Source organism: Nocardioides sp. P86 (assembly GCF_023712465.1).
Lineage (GTDB): Bacteria > Actinomycetota > Actinomycetes > Propionibacteriales > Nocardioidaceae > Nocardioides > Nocardioides kribbensis.
Genome location: NZ_JAMAYE010000001.1, coordinates 940,385 through 958,128, shown reverse-complemented (window position 1 = coordinate 958,128; position 17,744 = coordinate 940,385). Strand labels below are relative to the sequence as shown.

19 protein-coding genes and 1 riboswitch are annotated in these 17,744 nt (G+C 75.4%); of the genes, 9 read left to right on the top strand and 10 right to left on the bottom strand.

Translation table 11 applies throughout. The features are described 5' to 3' along the window. Positions 1–119 precede the first annotated feature (119 nt). From M3673_RS04360 to M3673_RS04325, 8 genes are all read left to right on the top strand, one after another. On the top strand, positions 120–1,472 hold the full coding sequence (locus M3673_RS04360) for an ABC transporter substrate-binding protein (protein ID WP_251532211.1): 1,353 nt from the start codon (positions 120–122) through the stop codon (positions 1,470–1,472). Beyond that, positions 1,469–2,428 (top strand): carbohydrate ABC transporter permease, encoded by a 960-nt coding sequence (locus M3673_RS19555; RefSeq protein WP_251532209.1) that lies wholly within the window; start codon positions 1,469–1,471, stop codon positions 2,426–2,428. The genes M3673_RS04360 and M3673_RS19555 overlap by 4 nt, the downstream gene beginning before the upstream one ends. Beyond that, positions 2,425–3,249, top strand: coding sequence for a carbohydrate ABC transporter permease (locus M3673_RS04350; protein WP_251532202.1), 825 nt, complete (start codon positions 2,425–2,427; stop codon positions 3,247–3,249). Before M3673_RS19555 ends, M3673_RS04350 begins: the two co-directional genes overlap by 4 nt. 69 nt (positions 3,250–3,318) lie before the next feature. After that, a complete protein-coding gene (locus M3673_RS04345; protein ID WP_251532200.1) occupies positions 3,319–4,311 on the top strand; it encodes an acetylxylan esterase in 993 nt (330 codons plus the stop codon). A 3-nt stretch (positions 4,312–4,314) separates the two neighbouring features. Then, positions 4,315–4,695: a LacI family DNA-binding transcriptional regulator gene (locus tag M3673_RS19550; RefSeq protein WP_308196092.1), complete on the top strand. Its 381-nt coding sequence runs from the start codon at positions 4,315–4,317 to the stop codon at positions 4,693–4,695. A 28-nt stretch (positions 4,696–4,723) separates the two neighbouring features. Continuing rightward, positions 4,724–4,904: riboswitch (cobalamin riboswitch) on the top strand. 47 nt (positions 4,905–4,951) lie between these two features. Further along, the gene (locus tag M3673_RS04335; protein WP_374108175.1) at positions 4,952–6,049 is read left to right on the top strand and encodes a FecCD family ABC transporter permease; all 1,098 of its coding nucleotides are present in this window, start codon (positions 4,952–4,954) and stop codon (positions 6,047–6,049) included. Then, positions 6,046–6,834: an ABC transporter ATP-binding protein gene (locus M3673_RS04330; RefSeq protein ID WP_251532198.1), complete on the top strand. Its 789-nt coding sequence runs from the start codon at positions 6,046–6,048 to the stop codon at positions 6,832–6,834. The genes M3673_RS04335 and M3673_RS04330 overlap by 4 nt, the downstream gene beginning before the upstream one ends. Positions 6,835–6,977: 143 nt before the next feature. Further along, positions 6,978–8,033, top strand: coding sequence for an ABC transporter substrate-binding protein (locus M3673_RS04325; protein ID WP_193662247.1), 1,056 nt, complete (start codon positions 6,978–6,980; stop codon positions 8,031–8,033). A gap of 13 nt (positions 8,034–8,046) precedes the next feature. Here the strand turns inward: M3673_RS04325 and M3673_RS04320 are convergent, their stop codons facing one another. Then, entirely contained in the window at positions 8,047–8,631 is a 585-nt protein-coding gene (locus M3673_RS04320) for an XRE family transcriptional regulator (protein ID WP_251532191.1), read from the bottom strand. Between the two features lie 101 nt (positions 8,632–8,732). Between M3673_RS04320 and M3673_RS04315 the strand changes: the two genes are divergently transcribed. After that, positions 8,733–9,365 carry a methyltransferase domain-containing protein gene (locus M3673_RS04315; RefSeq protein ID WP_251532189.1) on the top strand — a complete coding sequence of 211 codons (633 nt, stop codon included), beginning with the start codon at positions 8,733–8,735 and terminating at the stop codon, positions 9,363–9,365. A 5-nt stretch (positions 9,366–9,370) separates the two neighbouring features. On the opposite strand, the gene M3673_RS04310 is transcribed toward M3673_RS04315, so the two are convergent. From M3673_RS04310 to M3673_RS04270, 9 genes are all read right to left on the bottom strand, one after another. Next, the gene (locus tag M3673_RS04310; RefSeq protein WP_193662244.1) at positions 9,371–10,459 is read right to left on the bottom strand and encodes an MSMEG_0565 family glycosyltransferase; all 1,089 of its coding nucleotides are present in this window, start codon (positions 10,457–10,459) and stop codon (positions 9,371–9,373) included. Next, complete coding sequence (locus M3673_RS04305; protein WP_251532187.1) at positions 10,456–11,295, bottom strand: carbon-nitrogen hydrolase family protein; 840 nt, start codon at positions 11,293–11,295, stop codon at positions 10,456–10,458. Before M3673_RS04305 ends, M3673_RS04310 begins: the two co-directional genes overlap by 4 nt. Continuing rightward, positions 11,295–12,566: an MSMEG_0569 family flavin-dependent oxidoreductase gene (locus M3673_RS04300; RefSeq protein WP_251532177.1), complete on the bottom strand. Its 1,272-nt coding sequence runs from the start codon at positions 12,564–12,566 to the stop codon at positions 11,295–11,297. Before M3673_RS04300 ends, M3673_RS04305 begins: the two co-directional genes overlap by 1 nt. Next, entirely contained in the window at positions 12,563–12,892 is a 330-nt protein-coding gene (locus M3673_RS04295) for an MSMEG_0570 family nitrogen starvation response protein (protein WP_251532176.1), read from the bottom strand. Before M3673_RS04295 ends, M3673_RS04300 begins: the two co-directional genes overlap by 4 nt. Continuing rightward, complete coding sequence (locus M3673_RS04290) at positions 12,885–13,787, bottom strand: carbon-nitrogen hydrolase family protein (RefSeq protein ID WP_251532167.1); 903 nt, start codon at positions 13,785–13,787, stop codon at positions 12,885–12,887. The genes M3673_RS04295 and M3673_RS04290 overlap by 8 nt, the downstream gene beginning before the upstream one ends. After that, a complete protein-coding gene (locus M3673_RS04285; protein ID WP_251532165.1) occupies positions 13,784–15,199 on the bottom strand; it encodes an MSMEG_0567/sll0787 family protein in 1,416 nt (471 codons plus the stop codon). Before M3673_RS04285 ends, M3673_RS04290 begins: the two co-directional genes overlap by 4 nt. After that, positions 15,196–16,278, bottom strand: a complete 1,083-nt coding sequence (locus tag M3673_RS04280) for an MSMEG_0568 family radical SAM protein (RefSeq protein WP_193662238.1) — start codon at positions 16,276–16,278, stop codon at positions 15,196–15,198. The genes M3673_RS04285 and M3673_RS04280 overlap by 4 nt, the downstream gene beginning before the upstream one ends. Before the next feature lie 12 nt (positions 16,279–16,290). Continuing rightward, positions 16,291–16,815 (bottom strand): MSMEG_0572/Sll0783 family nitrogen starvation response protein, encoded by a 525-nt coding sequence (locus tag M3673_RS04275; RefSeq protein ID WP_193662237.1) that lies wholly within the window; start codon positions 16,813–16,815, stop codon positions 16,291–16,293. Between the two features lie 70 nt (positions 16,816–16,885). Further along, positions 16,886–17,716, bottom strand: coding sequence for an amidohydrolase family protein (locus M3673_RS04270; protein ID WP_251532163.1), 831 nt, complete (start codon positions 17,714–17,716; stop codon positions 16,886–16,888). Positions 17,717–17,744 lie beyond the last annotated feature (28 nt).

Here is a 17,744-nt window from a genome sequence, read left to right as displayed (position 1 = left end):
TGGATCGTTCTAGAAAAGTGCTTTACAAGAAGTTGTTGACGCGCGTGACGGACGCCACTTAGGTTGGCGCCGTCGCGGACTCGGGTCCCACCCGCGGCACCCCGATCGAAGGAGCACCCGTGACCAGGACGACCGTCCGCTTCCCCGCCCGGCTCACCGGCCTCGTGGCGACCCTCTCCGTGCTGGCCGTGGCCGGCTGCGGCGCGCCGGGGTCGGGCAACGAGACCGCGACCCAGGACCCCGACCGCGAGGTGGGCACCGAGCTCACCGACGAGGACGTGACCCTGGACCTCTACCTCGAGACCGGCTTCCCGCTGGTCGAGGAGCTGAGCGAGGAGTTCACCCGCCAGCACCCCAACATCACCTTCGACATCCGCAGCGACCAGTTCGCCGCGCTGACCGAGAACGCCCCGCGCGTCATGGCCAGCGACGACGCCCCCGACCTCATCCGCCTGCCCACGATCGTCGACGCGGCCAAGGACGGGCTGCTGCTCGACCTCGACCCCTACTACGACGCCTTCGGCTGGGACGAGTTCCCCGAGTCGCAGCTCGAGCAGCTCCGGGTCGACGACGACGGCACCCGCGGCAGCGGCTCGCTCTACGCCATGGGCGTGGGATACTCGGTGACGGGCGTCTACTACAACACCCGCATCGCCGAGGAGATCGGGCTCGAGGAGCCGCCGGCCACCATCGACGAGCTCGAGGACGCCATGGCCGAGGCCAAGGCCGCCGGCGAGCAGCCGATCGTGCAGTTCAACGACATCGGCGGCGTGGCCTTCCCGTTCCAGGCCCTGCTGAACCAGATGGGCGACCCGGCCGAGGTGGCCGCGTGGACCTACCAGAAGCCCGGCGCCACCATCGACACCCCGGCCGCCGTCGAGGCGGCCGACTACGTCGGGCGCTGGGCCGAGGAGGGCTACTTCCCCTCCGACGCCAACAGCCTCGACTACACCACGATGATGGGCCGCTTCGTCGACGGCGAGGGCCTGTTCATGTTCAACGGCGACTGGGAGTCGGCCAACCTCGACACCTCCATGGGCGAGGACGTCGGCTTCTTCCTCATGCCCCCCGTCGAGGAGGGCAACGCCCCGGTCGCGATGGGCGCCCCCAACACCTACGCGATCCCGGCCAAGGCCGAGCACGCCGACGAGATGGCCTACTTCCTGAACTGGGTGCACACCGACGAGACCGCCCGCGAGATCGTCGTCGAGCAGGGCGGCGCCGCCCCCGGCGGGCCCGCCTCGCTGCCGCTGCCCGAGGTCGACCCCGACTCGCTGATCGCCCAGACCCTCGCCGGCGCCCAGACCATCGGGGAGTCGGGGGTGCTGGTGGACTTCATCGCCAACGCCACCTCCGGCATCTACGCCAACTCGATCCGCCCGGAGCTCCAGTCGCTCCTCGACGGGCGCACCAGCGGCGCCGACGTCCCCCCGGCGCTCCAGGCGACCTACGAGGACGAGCTGTCGTCGTGAGCGTCTCCGCAGCTCCCGTGGCGGCTGGGGAGGCCCTGACCTCCCCGGCCGCCACGGGCCGCGCACCCCGGCGCGGTCCCCGCCCCGGCGGCCTGCGCCGGTGGGGCCACCTGGCCTTCGTCGCGCCGGCCCTGGTCTTCTACGGCTACTTCGTGCTCTTCCCGCTCGGCACCTCGGTGCAGTACTCCCTCTACGACTGGAACGGCATCGGCCCCGCCACGTGGGTGGGTGCGGAGAACTACCGCCGGGTGCTCACCGACCCCGACCAGCTCGAGACGCTGCTGCACGCCTTCGAGCTGATCCTGTTCTTCACCGTCGTGCCCGTCGTGCTCGGCCTGGTCGCCGCCTCGCTGATGCACGGGCTGCGACCGGGTCCCTTCGCGACCGTCTCGCGCACCGTGCTCTTCATCCCGCAGGTCATCCCGCTGGTGGCCGCCGGCATCGTGTGGGACTGGGTCTACTCCAGCGACGGCATCGCCAACGAGGTGCTGCGCGCGATCGGGCTCGGCGACGTCGCCCGGCCCTGGCTGGCCGACTTCGAGACCGCGCTGCCCGCGGTGGGGCTCATCGGCTCCTGGGTGATGCTCGGCCTGTGCACCCTGCTGCTGCTCACCGGCATCAGCAAGATCGACCCCTCGCTCTACGAGGCGGCCCGCATCGACGGGGCAGGGCGGCTCAGCGAGCTGCGCCACGTCACCCTGCCCGGTCTGCGCCGCGAGCTGGGCGTCTGCGTCACGGTCACCATGATCGCGGCGCTGGCCAGCTTCGACATCATCTACATCTCGACCCAGGGCGGCCCCGGCCGCTCCACGATGGTGCCCGGCGTGGAGATCTACCGCCTCGCCTTCACCGAGCGCGAGATCGGCCAGGCCTCGGCCATGGCCGTCGTGCTCATGGTGCTGGTGCTCGTCACCATCGTGCCCGTCCAGCGACTGACCCAGAGGGCCGACCAGTGACCGCGACCCGCCGCGCCGACCTCGCCGGACGAGGCCTCCTCGTCGTCTTCATGGTGCTGACCCTCGTGCCCTTCGCCAGCCTGCTGCTGACCGCGCTCCAGCCGCAGGGCAGCATCCCCACCGGGCTCAGCTGGCCCGCCGACCCGCAGTGGCACAACTTCGTCGACGCCTACCGCGTCGCCGACCTCACCCCGCTGCTGGTCTCGAGCATGCTCATCGTGGCCGGCGTCGTGCCCGCCGCGCTCGTGCTGGCCAGCGTGGCCGGCTACGGGCTGGCCTCGCTCAAGGTGCCCGGCGCGTCGTGGATCTTCCTGCTCTTCGTGCTCGGGCTCACCATCCCGTTCGAGTCGCTCATCACGCCGCTCTACTACCAGATCGAGGCGCTCGGGCTGCTCAACACCCGCGCCGCGCTCGTGCTGCCGCTCATCGCGCTCTACATGCCCTTCGCGGTCTTCTGGATGCGGGCGCACTTCCTCACCGTGCCGGTCGAGCTCTCCGAGGCGGCCTACGTCGACGGCGCCGGGGCCTGGCGCACCTTCCGCCACATCCACCTGCCGCTGGCCGTGCCGGCGCTGTCGTCGCTGGCGATCCTGCTCTTCCTGTGGACCTGGAACCAGTTCATCCTCGCCATCGTCCTGGTCAGCGACCCCAGCAAGCGCACGATGGCCGGCGCGCTCGGCGCCTTCCAGGGCCAGTACGGCACCGACATCGCGCTGCTCTCCGCCGGCTCGCTGCTCATCCTGGCGCCCACCGTCGCGGTCTTCGTGCTCTTCCAGCGCCAGTTCTCCCGCGCGCTGCTCCAGGGCGCCGTCAAGGGCTGACCGCCCGCCGCCTCGCGCCCCTCCCGTCCACGCCCGTCCACGCCCGTTCCCGACCCCTCGAGGACCACCGTGCCCCAGTACGACCTTCCCGCCGCCGAGCTCGCCGCCTACCGCGGCAGCGTCACCGAGCCCACCGGCCTCGCCGCCTTCTGGGAGGAGACCCTCCAGGCCTCCCGCGCGCGCGCCCGCGCTCCCCGGGTCGAGCCCGTCGACGCCCGCCTGCCCCTGGTCGAGGTGAGCGACGTGACCCTCAGCGGCTACGACGGCGAGCCCGTGCGGGCGTGGTACCGCCGCCCCGCCGGGGTGGGCGGCGACCTCCCGCTGGTCATCCGCTACCAGGGCTACACCGGCGGCCGCGGCCTGCCCCACCAGGTGCCGCACTGGACGCTGGCGGGCTACGCCACCCTCGACGTCGACAGCCGCGGCCAGGGCTCCGGCGGCGGCTGGGTCGGCGACACCCCGGACCCCCACGGGCACGGACCGTCGTACCTCGGGGGCTTCATGACGCGCGGCCTGGAGGACCCGGCCCGGCACTACTACCGCCGGCTCCTCACCGACGCGGTGCTGGCGGTCGACGCCGGCGTCGCGCTGCCGGGCGTCGACCGCGACCGGGTCGTCGTCGCCGGCGTCAGCCAGGGCGGCGGCATCGCCCTGGCCGTCTCGGGCCTGCACGACGGGCTGGCCGGCGTGCTCGCCGACGTGCCCTTCCTGTGCGACATGCCGCGCGGGGTGGCCATCGCCTCGGCCGGCCCCTACCTCGAGGTGGCGGCGTTCCTCGCCTCCCACCGCGACGCCGCCGACCGCGCCTTCGCCACGCTGGCCCACTTCGACGCCGCGGTGCTGGGGCGCCGCGCCACCGCGCCCGCGCTGATGTCGGTGGCGCTGATGGACACCGTCTGCCCGCCCTCCACCGTGCACGCGGCGCGCAACACCTACGGCGGGCCCAGCGAGCTGGTCGTCTACCCGTGGAACGACCACGAGGGAGGGCAGTTCCACCAGGAGGCGGCCCAGCTGGAGTGGCTGGCCAAGCTCCTCGGCGGCCCCACCCCCGGCCGGGCCTGAGCCGTGCCCGCGCGGGTCACCGTGGTCGACGTGGCCCGGGAGGCGCGGGTCTCGGTGGCCTCGGTCTCCCGGGCGCTCAACGACGCCCCCGGCGTCGGCGCCGCGACCCGCGACCACGTGCGCGCCGTCGCCCGACGGGTGGGCTACGAGCGCTTCGCCCCGGCCGCCGACCTGGCGCACGGAGCGGGTCGCGGCTCCGGCCCCGCGGCGGCCACGATGGCCGACGTCGCGGCCCGCGCGGGGGTCTCGCCCGCCACGGTCTCGCGCGCCCTCGCCGGCTCGCCCCGGGTCAGCGCCCCCACCCGCGCACGGGTCGAGGCGGCCGCCCGGGAGCTCGGCTACACCGTCTGCACCGCCGCGGCCTCGACCGCCCGGGCCCGGTGAGCGCGGCGCCGGGGGCGACCGCGGCGTGCTAACTTCGCCGCGAGCCAGAACACATCTGACGATGTGCGGGAATCCGGTGAGAATCCGGAGCTGACGCGCAGCGGTGAGAGTGACTGGTGGGACGACGCACCACTGGGCCCGTGGCCTGGGAAGGTGTCCCACCGGGACGAACTCGAGTCCGAAGACCGGCTGGCTCGCCTGACCGATGCCGGCCCGCGCGACTCGGGTCCCCGACAGATGCGAGACCCCTGTGGCCGTGACCCGTCCCGCCCCGTCGACCGCGCCCGCGCGCGCCGCCGACCCGCCCCCGCCCGGCGTACGACGCGGCCCGCGGCTCGCGCTGCACCTGGGCCTGCTGGCGGCCCTGCTCGTCTCGCTCGTGGTGGCCCTCGCGCTGGGCTCGGAGCGGCTGCCGGTGGGTGGCGTCGTCGACGTGGTGCGCGAGCGCGTGCTGCACGGGCGCCCGGGCCCCGACCCGGTGCTCGACGTCATCGTCTGGGAGCTGCGCGCCCCGCGCGTGCTGATGGCGGCGGTGGTCGGCGCCGGGCTCGCGCTGGCCGGCACGGCGATGCAGACCCTGGTGCGCAACCCGCTGGCCGATCCCTACCTGCTCGGGGTCTCGGCGGGTGCCGGCGTCGGGGCGACGGCGGTCATCGCCTTCGGCGCGCTCGCCGCGCTCGGGGCGTGGGCGCTGTCGGTGGGCGCCCTGCTCGGGGCGCTCGGCGCGGCGGTGCTCGTCTTCGGGGTCTCGCTGGCCCAGGGCGGCCTGACCCCGCTGCGGCTGGTGCTGACCGGGGTGGTGATGTCGTCGGCCTTCTCGTCGGTCTCCAGCCTCATGGTCTTCCTCGGCGACGAGCCGCGCGCCACCGAGTCGGTGCTCTTCTGGCTGCTCGGCTCGCTCGCGGGCGCGACCTGGGCGCAGCTGGTGGCGCCCGTGGCGGCGGTGCTGGTGGCGGCGGTGCTCGTCCTCGGCGTGCACGGCTGGCTCGACGCGCTGGCCACCGGCGACGACACCGCCGCCGCGGTGGGGGTGCCGGTCGCCGCGCTGCGGATCGCGCTCTTCGTCCTCACCTCCGCCCTCGTCGGGGTGCTGGTGGCGGTCTCGGGGGGCATCGGCTTCGTCGGCCTCGTCGTGCCCCACCTGGCGCGCCTGGTCGTCGGCGGCGGCCACCGGGCGATGCTCCCGGTGGCCGCGCTCGGTGGCGCGGTCTTCCTGGTGTGGGTCGACGTGGTCGCCCGCACCGTCGTGAGCCCGCAGGAGATCCCGCTGAGCGTGGTCACCGGCCTCGTGGGCGCGCCGGTCTTCCTGCTGCTGCTCGGGCGCCGGCGCTACCACTTCGGGGGCGGGGCGTGAGCGGCCGGCCCGCACCGGCCCTGACGGCCCGGGCGCTGTCGTGCGCGGTCGGTGGGCGCGTCGTGCTGCGCGGCGTCGACCTCGACCTGGCACCCGGCACCACCACCGCCGTGCTCGGCGTCAACGGCTCGGGCAAGACGACGCTGCTGCGCACGCTGGCGGGCCTCCAGCGCCCCGAGACCGGGGCGGTGCTGGTCGGCGACCGCGAGGTCCACGACCTGCCGGCGCGCCGCCGGGCGCAGGTCGTGGCGTTCGTGGCGCAGGAGGAGAGCCCGCCGGCCGACATGACCGCGGGGGAGTTCGTGGCGCTGGGTCGCCTGCCCCACCACCGGCCGTGGGCGCGCGGCGACGGCGACCGGACCCACGCCCGCGCCGCCCTCGCCGAGGTCGGCCTCGACGCCGCCCTCGACCGGCCCTGCGCCCAGCTCTCGGGTGGCGAGCGGCGCCGCGTCTGCCTGGCCCGCGGCCTGGTGCAGGACTGCGAGCTGCTCGTGCTCGACGAGCCGACCAACCACCTCGACGTCAGCCACCAGGTGGCGCTGCTCGCGCTGCTGAGTGCCTCCGGGCGCACCGTGCTCACCGCGCTGCACGACCTCGCGCTCGCCGCGGCCTACGCCGACCAGGTGGTGGTGCTCCACGAGGGCCGGGTCCACGCCGCGGGCGCGCCGCACGACGTGCTCACCCCCGACGTCGTCACCCGCGTCTTCGGCGTCGACGCCGCCCACCTCAGCGACCCGCGGGGTCGCCACCACCTCGTCGTCGGCCCCGGCCGCCACCTGCGCTGACCCGGCTCCGCCGCGTCGGCCCACCGCCCTCCCACCACCCTCCCACCGCCCTCCCGTCGCTCCTCCCTCCCGAAGGCAGGTCCTCCGTGCACCGTCCCCTCCTCGCCCGTCCCCTCCTCGCCCGTCCCCTCCCGGTCCGTCTCATGGCCGTCCGCCCCGTCTCCGCGCTCGCGGCCGTGGCGGTCCTCGCCCTGACGACGTCGTGCGGTGCCGGCCCCGCGACCGACCCGGCGGCGGGCTCGCCGGGCGCGACCGGCGCCTCGCTCGTGCTCGACAACTGCGGGGAGGAGCGCGCCTACCCCGACCCGGCCGAGCGGCTCTACGTCTACGACGGCGGCATGATCGCGATGGTGCTCGCCGTGGGTGCGGCCGACGCCGTCGCCGGCATCAGCGGGCTCCAGGACGACGCCGAGGCCCTCTCCCGGGTCTATGGCGAGGACGTCGTGGCCGACCTCCCGGTGGCCAGCGAGGACCGGCCCACCGTCGAGAACGTCCTGCTCCAGCGCCCCGACCTCATGCTCGCCGGCTGGAACTACGGGTGGGACGAGGACGCCGGTCTCACCCCCGACGGGCTGGCCGAGCGCGGCATCGCCGCCTGGACCCTCACCGAGTCCTGCCGCCAGGGCGACGGCGAGAGCCGCGGCGTCGTCGACCCCTGGACGGCGCTGAGCACCGACCTGACCGCGCTGGGCCGCCTCACCGGGCACGAGGACGACGCGGCCGCCCGGGTCGCCGACGTCGAGGAGCGCCTGGCCCGGCTGCGGCAGGCGCCGCGCGCCGAGGAGACGCCCACCGTGTTCCTCTTCGACAGCGGCACCACCTCGCCCTTCACCAGCGGCTCCTACGGCGGGCCGCAGGGCGTCATCGACGCCGCCGGTGCCCGCAACGCCACCGAGGACGTCGCCGACACCTGGACCACCGTGTCCTGGGAGCGGGTGGCGGCCGCCCGGCCCGACTACATCGCCTTCGTCGACTACCCCGGCCAGAGCTTCGAGCAGAAGGTCGCCGTGCTGCGCGCCAACCCCGCCACTCGCGACCTGCCCGCGGTGCGCGAGGAGCGCTTCCTCGACCTGCCCTACGCCGCCTGGGTCAGCAGCCCGCTGAACATCGACGCCGCCGAGCAGCTGCGCGCCGCCCTGGAGGAGGTCGACCTGCTGCCCGACTCCGGCATCGAGCCCGCCCACGACCTGCGGCCCTGAGCCCGCGCCCGGCTCAGGGCGCGCGCAGGTGGGCGCGCTGGCCCTGGCGCCCGATGAGGCTGAGGAACTCCACCGGGCCGGCCGAGGTCGCCCCGAACCAGTGCGGGGTGCGGGTGTCGAACTCGACGGCCTCGCCGGGGCCCAGACGCAGGTCGTGCTCGCCGAGCACGAGGCGCAGCGTGCCGTCGAGCACGTAGGCCCAGTCGTGGCCCTCGTGGGTGCGCAGGGTGGGGCGCGCGTCGTCGCGGCCGGTGGGCAGCACGAACTTGTAGGCCTGGATGCCGCCGGGGCGCCGGGTCAGTGCGATGACGCTGCCGCCGTCACCGGTGGCCACCGGGCGCAGGTGCACCCGGGGGTCGCCGGTGGCCGGTGCGTCGACGAGCTCGTCGAGGGTGACCCCGTGGGCGCGGGCCAGGGGCAGCAGCTGCTCGAGGGTGGGGCGGCGCAGCCCCGACTCGAGCCGCGACAGCGTGCTGGTGGAGACGCCGGTCTCGTCGGCGAGCTCACCGAGGGTGAGGCCGCGGCGCTGGCGCAGGGCACGCAGTCGCGGGCCCACGGCGTCGAGGGTGCGGTCGGCCTGCTCCCGGGGGTCGGTCACCGGGCCAGTTTGCCGTTCGGCAACAGAGATTGCCAGGCGCGGTCCAGACCGTCATCGTCGGGAGCCACGGCCGCCGCGGTGGCGGCCACGGAGGGAGACCCGTGACGCACGCGTTCGACAAGGACTACTGGGACGCCGTCTGGCGCGGCGACCGTGCCCTGGCCATGGCCGCCGGCGAGCCCCACCCCCACCTCGTGGCCGAGACCCGCGACCTCGAGCCCGGCGCGGCGCTCGAGGCCGGCTGCGGCGCCGGGGTGGAGGCGGTGTGGCTGGCCGGCGCCGGCTGGCGGGTGACCGGCGCCGACATCGCCGCCGACGCGCTCGCCCGGGCCGCCGAGCGGGCCGCCGCGGCCGGGGTCGCCGACCGGGTCCGGTGGGTCGAGGCCGACCTGTCGGTCTGGGAGCCCGAGGAGCGCTTCGACCTCGTCACCACCCACTACGCCCACCCGGCCACCCCGCAGCTGCACTTCTACGACCGTCTCGCGAGCTGGGTCGCCCCCGGCGGCACGCTGCTGCTGGTCGGTCACCTCCACGACGAGGGTCACCAGCACGGGCACGGCGAGGAGGGGGGACCGCCGGCGGAGGCCTCGGTGCGCGCCGCCGACGTCGTGGCGCGGCTCGACCCGGCGCGGTGGGAGGTGGTCACGGCCACCGAGTCGCGCCGCACCGTGACCGTGCCCGACGGGCGCGAGGTGGCGGTGCACGACGCCGTCGTGCGTGCCCGGCGCCGCTGAGCGGCTCAGCCCAGCGCGCGGTAGAAGGCGAGGTGCTCCGCGGCGGCGCGCCGCCAGGTGAAGCCGTGGCTGTGGGCCCGGCCGCGGGCGGGGTCGGGCGGGGCGGCGAGGGCGTCGAGCAGGGCGGCGGCGATCGCGTCCGGTGTGGCGGCGTACGCGACGTGGTCGCCGAGCACCTCCCGCAGCACGGGCAGGTCGCGCGCCACGACGGGCACCCCGGCGGCGAGGGCCTCGAGCGGGGCGAGGCCGAAGCCCTCCTGGGTGGACACGAAGCCCAGGGCGGCGGCCTCGGCGACCAGGGAGGGCAGGGCGTCGTGGGCGACCACGCCGAGCACCTCGGGCTCCACGCCCAGCTCGGCCGCGCGGCGGTCGAAGGCAGCGCGGTAGTCGCGGTAGTCGAAGAGGGTCTCGCCGCCGGCGAGCACGAAGCGCAGGTCGGGCACCTCGCGCCGGGCCAGGGCGTAGGCCTCGAGCAGGTCGAGGGTGCCCTTGCGGGGCTCGATGCCGCCGAGGGCCAGGACGTAGCGACCGCACCGCCGTCGCCAGCGGGCGCGGCCCTCGGTGTCGCGCCCGCCGGCCTCGAAGCGGGCGGCGTCGACGCCGTTGGCGATGACGGTGGCCGGCAGGCCCCAGCCGGCCTCGACTTCCGCGGCGACGGCGGCCGAGACGCAGACGCGCGCGACCGGCTCGACCACGGCGCGCTCGTGGCAGGCGACCAGCTCGGGGGTGGTGAAGGTGTCGAGGTGGTGCACGGTGCGCACGCACGGCCCCGAGCGCATGGCGGCGTTGGCGCTGATGCAGTCCTGGGCGTGGACCACGTCGTAGGCGGGGCGCTCGGCGGCGAAGGCCCGGTCGAGGGTGTCGATCGAGCGCAGGATGCGGGGGCCGACCTCGTCGCCGAGGTCGGGGAAGGGCACCGCGTGCACGGTGACCGCCGGGTCGACGGGGCGGAAGAACGCGGTGTCACCGCCGCGGCCGAGGGTCCACAGGTGCACGTCGAGCCCGTCGAGGCCCGCCAGCGCCTCGGCCAGCGCGAGGGTGTGCACGACCCCGCCGCGGGGCTTGGTGGAGTAGGTGAGCAGGGCGATCCTCACGGGTGCCTCCCCGGGGCGTAGGCCGAGCGGCTGAGCTCGTCGAGGTGGTGCAGCGTGCGGCGGGCCCGGGCGACCTCGCCGTCGACGTCGACCGTCGCGACGGCCAGCCCGCCCTTGGTCGAGGTGCGCGCGAGCACGTCGCCGCCCGGGCCCACCACCTTGGCCTGACCCAGGAAGCGCAGCGAGCCCAGGGAGCCGGTCTGGTTGGAGGAGGCCCAGACCACCTGGTTCTCCGCGGCGCGGGCACAGTCGTAGAGGTCGAAGAGGCGGGCCTGCCGGTCGTGCACGAGCCGCTCGGCGCGGTCGGTCACCGAGGCGGGCCAGGCCGAGAGGCAGGCCAGGACACGTGCGCCGTCGAGCGCCATCGCGCGGGCCGCCTCGGGGAAGGTCTTGTCGTAGTCGATGAGCAGGCCGAGGCGACCGACCGAGGTGTCGAAGGCGCGGAAGGCGTCGCCGGGGGCGTAGACGCGCGACTCGCCGGCCGGAAGGTGCACCTTGCGGTGGTGGCCGAGCACGCCGTCGCCGGTGAGGCAGACCGCGGCGTTGTAGATGCGTCCGCTGCCGTCGTCGGCGGCCTCGGCGTACCCCAGGCAGACCACCGTGTCGCCGGCGATCCGGGCCACCCGCCGCAGCTCCTCGGAGTCGGGGAGCAGCGCGGGCGGCGGGCCGGAGGGGGTGCGCAGGTCGTCGAGGTAGCCGCCGAGGGCGGCGTCGGGCAGCACGACGACGTCGCAGCCGGCCGCCCGCGCGTCGACGACGATGCCCTCGACCTTGGCCAGCGCGCGGTCGAGGTCGCGCCCGAAGTGCGCGGCGACGGCACCGATGGTGACCGGCACTAGGAGACCCGGCGCACCTGTGGCCGTGCCCCCACGGACTCGCGGATGGTGGCCGTCACGTGCTCGGCGTCGCGGGCGATCCCGAGGAAGCGCCCCGAGCCCCACGTGTGCAGCCAGGGCAGGCCGAGGAAGGACAGCCCCGGCACCGCCGTGACACCGCGGTGGTGGGTGGGGCGCCCGCTGCCGTCGAAGGCGCCGACGCCGACCCACCGGTAGTCGGGGCGGTAGCCGATGGCCCACACCACGCTGGTGACGCCGGCCGCGGCCAGGTCGAGCTCGAGCGGGTCGGCGTCGGGGGTCCACACGGGGGAGTAGCGCGAGGGCGGCGGGGCGTCGATCCCCTCGCGCTCGATCCAGCGGTCGATGTCGGCGCAGATGGAGTTGTAGGTCGCGTCCGCGGCGTCGAGCGCCGCGGTCAGCGTCGGGCGGAACTCCAGGCGTGTGCCGCGGCCGCCGGCCAGCAGGCCGTGGAGCCGCATGCCCTGCGAGGCCAGCAGGCGCAGGTCGAGGTCGCGGCCGCCGTCGCGCCCCGTGACGTAGTGGTTGGTCTTCTCCCGGGCCGCGAGGCCTCCGGGGTACTGCGCGACCGCGGTGTCGTAGAGGCCCATGTCGGCCAGCCAGGTCATGCAGTCGCGGCCGCGGTAGGTGCGCGCGACCCGCGGGGCGTCGCCGAGGGCGAGGTGCACCTGGCGGCCCTCGAGGTGGAGGTCCTCGGCGATCTGGGTGCCGGACTGGCCGCTGCCGACGACGAGCACGCCGCCGTCGGGCAGGTCGGCCGCGCGCTTGTAGTGGGCCGACTCCAGCTGGGTGAGGCCCGGGTCGAGCGCCGCGGCCCAGGGCGGCACGATCGGCACGTGGTAGCCCCCGGTGGCCACGACCACGTGCTCCGCGCTCCAGGTGGTCTCCCCGTCGGGGCCGGTGCTCTCGAGCACGAAGCCGCCGGCCTCGCCCTGGCGCAGGGCGGTGACCCGTGTGTGCTCGCGCAGCGGCGGGTCGAAGGTGGCGGCGTAGCCCCCGAGCCAGGCCACGACCTCGTCGCGGGTCATGAACCCGTCGGGGTCGGGGCCGTCGTAGGTGTAGCCCGGCAGGCGGCAGTGCCAGTTGGGGGTGACCAGGGTGAAGTTGTCCCAGCGGGTGTCGGCCCACTCGTGGGCGGCCGTGGCGGCCTCGAGCACGACGTGGTCGATCCCGTCGCGGGTCAGGCACCAGCTCGTCGCGAGCCCGGCCTGGCCGCCGCCGACGACGGCGACGGTGGTGTGCACGGTGGTCATGGGAGCTCCGGGGTCGTGGGGCTGGTGGGTGCGGCGGCGGGCAGCGGGGGCCACATCCGCACGACCTCGACGAGGTCGTCGGGGCGGTGCACGGCGGCTCGGCGCCGCACCAGCTCGGCGCTGGCTGCGGCCGAGGTGCAGGCGAAGCCGTAGCGCTGCCGCACCCGCTCGCCGGCCTCGGCGAGCGCGGTCGTGGCGCGGTGGGCGAAGTCGGCGACGGTGTAGCGGGCGCCGGGGGCGAGGTGGTCGTGCATGACCAGCGAGGGCGACCAGCAGTCCTGGAGGCTGCCGTCGGGCCAGCGCACCGAGACCGTCATCTCAGGCATGCGCCGCGACCCGCTCGTGCTCGACGTAGAGGTCGGGGCGCCGGTCGCGCAGGTGGAACATCGCGCGCCGGGCGGTGCCGAGCAGCTCCTCGACGTCGACCCGGGCGTAGGCGACGCCCTCGGTGGTGCCGGTGGCGGCGAGCACGTCGCCGCCGGGTCCGACGACCTTGGCCGAGCCGACGAAGCGCAGCGACCCGAAGGTGCCGGCCTGGTTGGAGGCCACCCAGAGGACCTGGTTCTCCAGCGCCCGGGCCTGGTCGAAGAGGTCGAAGCGCCGCTTCCAGCGGTCGTCGGCCAGGTCGCCGGCCGTGGCGGTGCGCGAGGCCGGCCAGGCCGAGATGCACACGACGGTCTCGGCGCCGTCGAGGGCCAGGCCGCGGGCCGCCTCGGGGAAGGCCTTGTCGTAGCAGATGAGGGCGCCGAGTCGCCCGACGGCGGTGTCGACGGCGCGGAAGACGTCGCCGGCCTCGTAGTAGAGACTCTCGCCGAGGGGCTGGTGCACCTTGCGGTGCACGCCGAGCACCCCCTCGCCGGAGACGATCGCGGCGCTGTTGAAGCGTCGGCCGCCGTCGGACTCGCAGAAGCCGACCACGAGCGTCATCTCGCGGGCGAGCGCGGCCACGCGGCGCAGCTCGGGTCCGTCGGCCTCGAGCACGGGTGGGAGCGAGTCGGGGGCGTCGGGGTGCGTGCCGTCGCGTCCCGAGCCGAGCACCGACAGGTAGCCGCCCAGGCAGGCCTCGGGCAGCGCCAGCAGCGACGTGCCGCGCTCGCGGGCCCGCGCCACCAGGTCGCCGACCTGGCGCAGGTTGTCGTCGAGGTCGCGCCCGAAGCCTGCGCTGACGGCCCCGACGGTGAGCGTGCCGGGCGTGCCGGGCGTGGTGGGTGTGGTGCTCATCGGGAGGACCCCATTCCGGTGACGGTGGAGGTGACGGCGTCGGTGACGACGCCGTCGGGCCAGCGCAGGCCGACGCCCGCGCCGGAGGTGAGCTCGCCGCAGGCGGCGGAGGTGACGAAGGGGGGCAGCGCCGCGCGGGCCGGTGCCGCCTCGGCGGTGACCATGGCGAAGCCGGGGAAGCAGGTCAGCCAGTCGCCGTACGCCGCCCCCTCGGGGGCCGGGACGGCCGCGACGTCGAGCACGGCCCGGCAGCCGGAGGCCTCGGCGAGCATGCCGGTGGTGCCGACCAGGCCGCTCATGCTGACGTCCTTGGCCGCGGTGGGCCGCAGCGCGGGCACGACCCCGGCCAGAGCCCGCAGCTGCGCGCCGGTGCGGTGGCTGGAGGAGTCCCACTGCGACCCGGTGTAGCCCGGTCGCCAGCCGCCGCCGAGGTCGGCGGTGACCCGCAGCGTCTGCCCCGGGTCGGCGCCGCCACCCGCGACGGGGCGCGCGGTGCGGCCCAGGGCCGTCACCGACAGGGCGGCGGGCACGCCGAGCTGGGTGTGCCCGCCGACGACCGGCACGCCCCAGGCGCGGCCGGCGTCGGTGAGCCCGCGGAGCACACGGCGGGCGAAGGAGGCGTCGCGGGCGCCGAGGGAGTCGAGCAGCGCGACGGGGGCGGCGCCCATGGCGGAGAGGTCGTTGAGGTTGACCAGCACGGCGCACCAGCCGGCCCACTCCGGGTCGCGCTCGACCATGGAGGGGAGCACGGCGTCGCAGGCGGCGACGAGGTCGGATCCGGGCACGGGCGCGCCGTCGTCGCCCAGGAATCCGGCCGGCACCCCGGCCGACACCTCGTCGAGCAGGCCGCCCAGGGCGGCCTTGGTGGCGTCGACCAGCCGCTGCACCCGCCCGATCGGCCAGTCCACGACCACGTGGGGGTGGCCGTGCCGGTGGGTGCGCTCGCGCGGCACCCAGCCGAGGCGGCGGAAGAGGGGCTCGTTCTGCGCCTGCACCGTGGCGTCGAAGCGCAGCGCGCCCGCGGCCTCGGCCGCGGCGCAGGCCGCGCGCACCAGGGCGGCGCCCACGCCCAGCAGCAGCCGGGCGTCGGAGGCCACCGCGAGCCGCGAGCCGCGCCACCAGCCGAGGTCGCGCCCGGCGGTGGCCGGGTGGAGCCGCACGCCGCCCAGCACCTCGCCGCCGGCGTCGGGGTGGGTGGCGACGGCGACCAGCACCACGGTGCGCGGGTCGTCGTCGACGTCGTCGCGGTCGGAGCCGACGAAGAGGCCCTGCTCGCGCACGAACACCTGGCGGCGCAGCGCGTGGTAGGCCGCGACCTCGCGGGCCCCGGCGCGCACCACGACGAAGGCGTCGAGGCTCGGAGCCGCCCGGCGGGCGCCGGTGAGGACCACCTCGTCGACCAGGCCCGTCATGACGCGGCCTCAGCCGAGGAGCAGGAGCCGAGGGCCGAGCAGGCCCCGCAGGCCGCGCAGCCCGCCGCCTGGTCGGAGCCCAGCATGCCGTGGGCGCGCAGCGCGGCAGCGACCTCGGTGGTGACCCGGTAGACGTCGGCGGGCCTCGGGGCGACGGCTCCGTCGACGTCGACGGCCAGCGTGCCCGCCAGCGGTCGGAAGGGCACGACGAAGGGGTAGACGCCCATCTCGATGAGCTCCACCGCCCCGGCGACGAGCTCGTCGGGGTCCTCGCCGAGGCCGACGAGGAGGTAGGTCGAGACCTGGTTCCACCCGAAGACGCGCACGGCCTCGGCCCAGGCGGCGCGGTAGTCGGCGAGCGGCACCGAGCCCTTGCCGGGCATCCAGGCGAGGCGGGCGGCCTCGTCGAGGGACTCCACGTGGATGCCGATGGAGCGGGCGCCGGCGTCGTGGAGCTCCTGGAGCGAGGCCAGGTCGCCCGGCGGCTCGCACTGCACCTGGATCGGCAGGTCGGGCAGCACCTCGCGCACCGCCCGCACGCAGCGGGCCAGGTGGGTGGCCCCGCGGTCGCGACCGTTGCTGGTGCCGGTGGTCATCACGAGCTGGGTGATGCCGTCGAGGTCGTGGGCGGCGCGGGCCACCTCGGCGATCTGCGCGGGCGTCTTGACCGCGACCGTCGCGCCGGCGCGCAGCGACTCCTCGATCGCGCAGAAGCGGCAGCGCTCGGCCTCGGCGTACCGCACGCAGGTCTGGACGACGGTCGTGGCCAGCACGTTGCTGGAGTGCAGCCGCGCGATCTGCTCGTAGGGGACGCCGTCGGCGGTCCGGAGGTCGTAGAAGCGGGGGCGGGCCACCGCCTCGACGCCCATGCCGGTGTCGGCGCCGTCGAGGAGCAGCTTGCCGCCGCTCACGGTGTAGGGGCTGCGCGGGTTGAGCGGCACCGCCGCCCCCACACCGTCGAGGAGCAGGTGCCCGTCGTCGCTGGGGCCGGCGCCCGCGCGGCGCGCGACCGGGGCGTCGGACGGGTCGGCGAGGCGGATGCCCAGGATCGCCACGTCCACGCGGGTGTCGGCCGTCATGACGTCAGCCGCTCAGAGGTTGTAGACGGAGTTGATGATGGCGCCCTTGTTGGCGAAGTGGATGACGGCGTCCTGCACGTCGAGCGGGTGGCAGGGGATCACGCCCTCGATGAGGTCCTCCTCGCGCTGGCCGTGCAGGGCCATCCCGAAGCGGCAGCACAGCACCGTGCCGCCCTCGGCGATGAAGGTCTTGATGGCGTCGTTCATGTTCTGGTTGCCGGGGAAGGCGACGTCGCCGGTGGTGGGGAAGCCGCGGGTGTCGGCGCAGGCCAGGGCGCCGGGGCCGTAGAAGTAGAGGGTGGCGTCGAAGCCCTTGCGCAGCGCGCGGGTGGTCTGGAGGACCGCCACGAACGACACCGACGACTCGTGGGGGATGCCGTGCACCAGGGTGAGCCAGGACTGTCCCTCGCTGGCCTGGTAGTCGGGGAAGAGCTTGGTCGAGCCGTAGAGGTTGGTGCCCTTCTCCTGGCTGGGGTGGGGGATCTCCGAGCGGGACTTCTCCATCGCGGCCAGGATCTCGTCGTCGAACACGGACATGTGCGGCTCCTCGGTTGGGGTGCGGGGCTGGGGTGGTGCGTGGTGGTGGTGCGGGTGGTGCCGTGGGGTCTCAGGTGCCGTAGAGGGCGTCGAAGTTGGCGTGGAAGAAGGCGTCGGCGAGCGCGCCGTCGCCGGCCGCCGCGGCCAGGCGGGCGTGCTCACCGGCGAAGTCGCCCCAGGGGGCGTCGGTGGCGAAGAGGACCCGGTCGTGGCCCACGCCGCGGCGCTCGATCTCCTGGGCCAGCCAGGCCGGCGCGAAGCCGATGGCCCAGCTGGTGTCGGTGTAGACCTGCTTGCCGGCCTCGATCCAGTCGAAGAAGAGGCCGCCGACGAGCTTGAGGTGGCCGCTCATGCCCCCGCCCAGGTGCACGAGGTGGATCTTCGTGGCGTCGCCGTAGGTCTCCACGAGACGGCTGATCCGGTCGACGTCGGAGGCGGCACCCGGCGAGGTGTGCACGTGCACGACGAGGTCGAGCTCGGCGGCGGTGGTGAACATCCGGTCGAGCTGCTCGGCGCAGTCGGGGGCGTCGGGCGCCCCGCCCAGCAGGAAGCTGGTCTTGAGCGCGACCACGCCGTCCTCGCGGGCCAGGGCGAGAGCCTCGTCGTTGCGCGCCGCGTCGCTCTGCTGCGGGCTCACCCACAGGCCGCAGCGCACGCGGTCGTCGCGCTGCGCCGCCTCGAGGGCGAGGTGGTTGAGCCCGAAGGCCACCGCGGGGTCCGGCACGCCGTAGTTGGGCAGCACCAGCGCCCGCTCCGTGCCCTCGGCGTCGAGGGTCGCGACGAGCTCGGCCACGGTCTCCAGCGCCGTGGTGTCGGGACTGATCGGTGGGCCGCCGTAGAAGCCGTACGCCGGGAGCTGGCCGATGTGCCGGTGGGCGTCGCGGTGGGCGGTGCGGGTCATGGCGAGAAGCCAACGCCCGCGGTGTTGC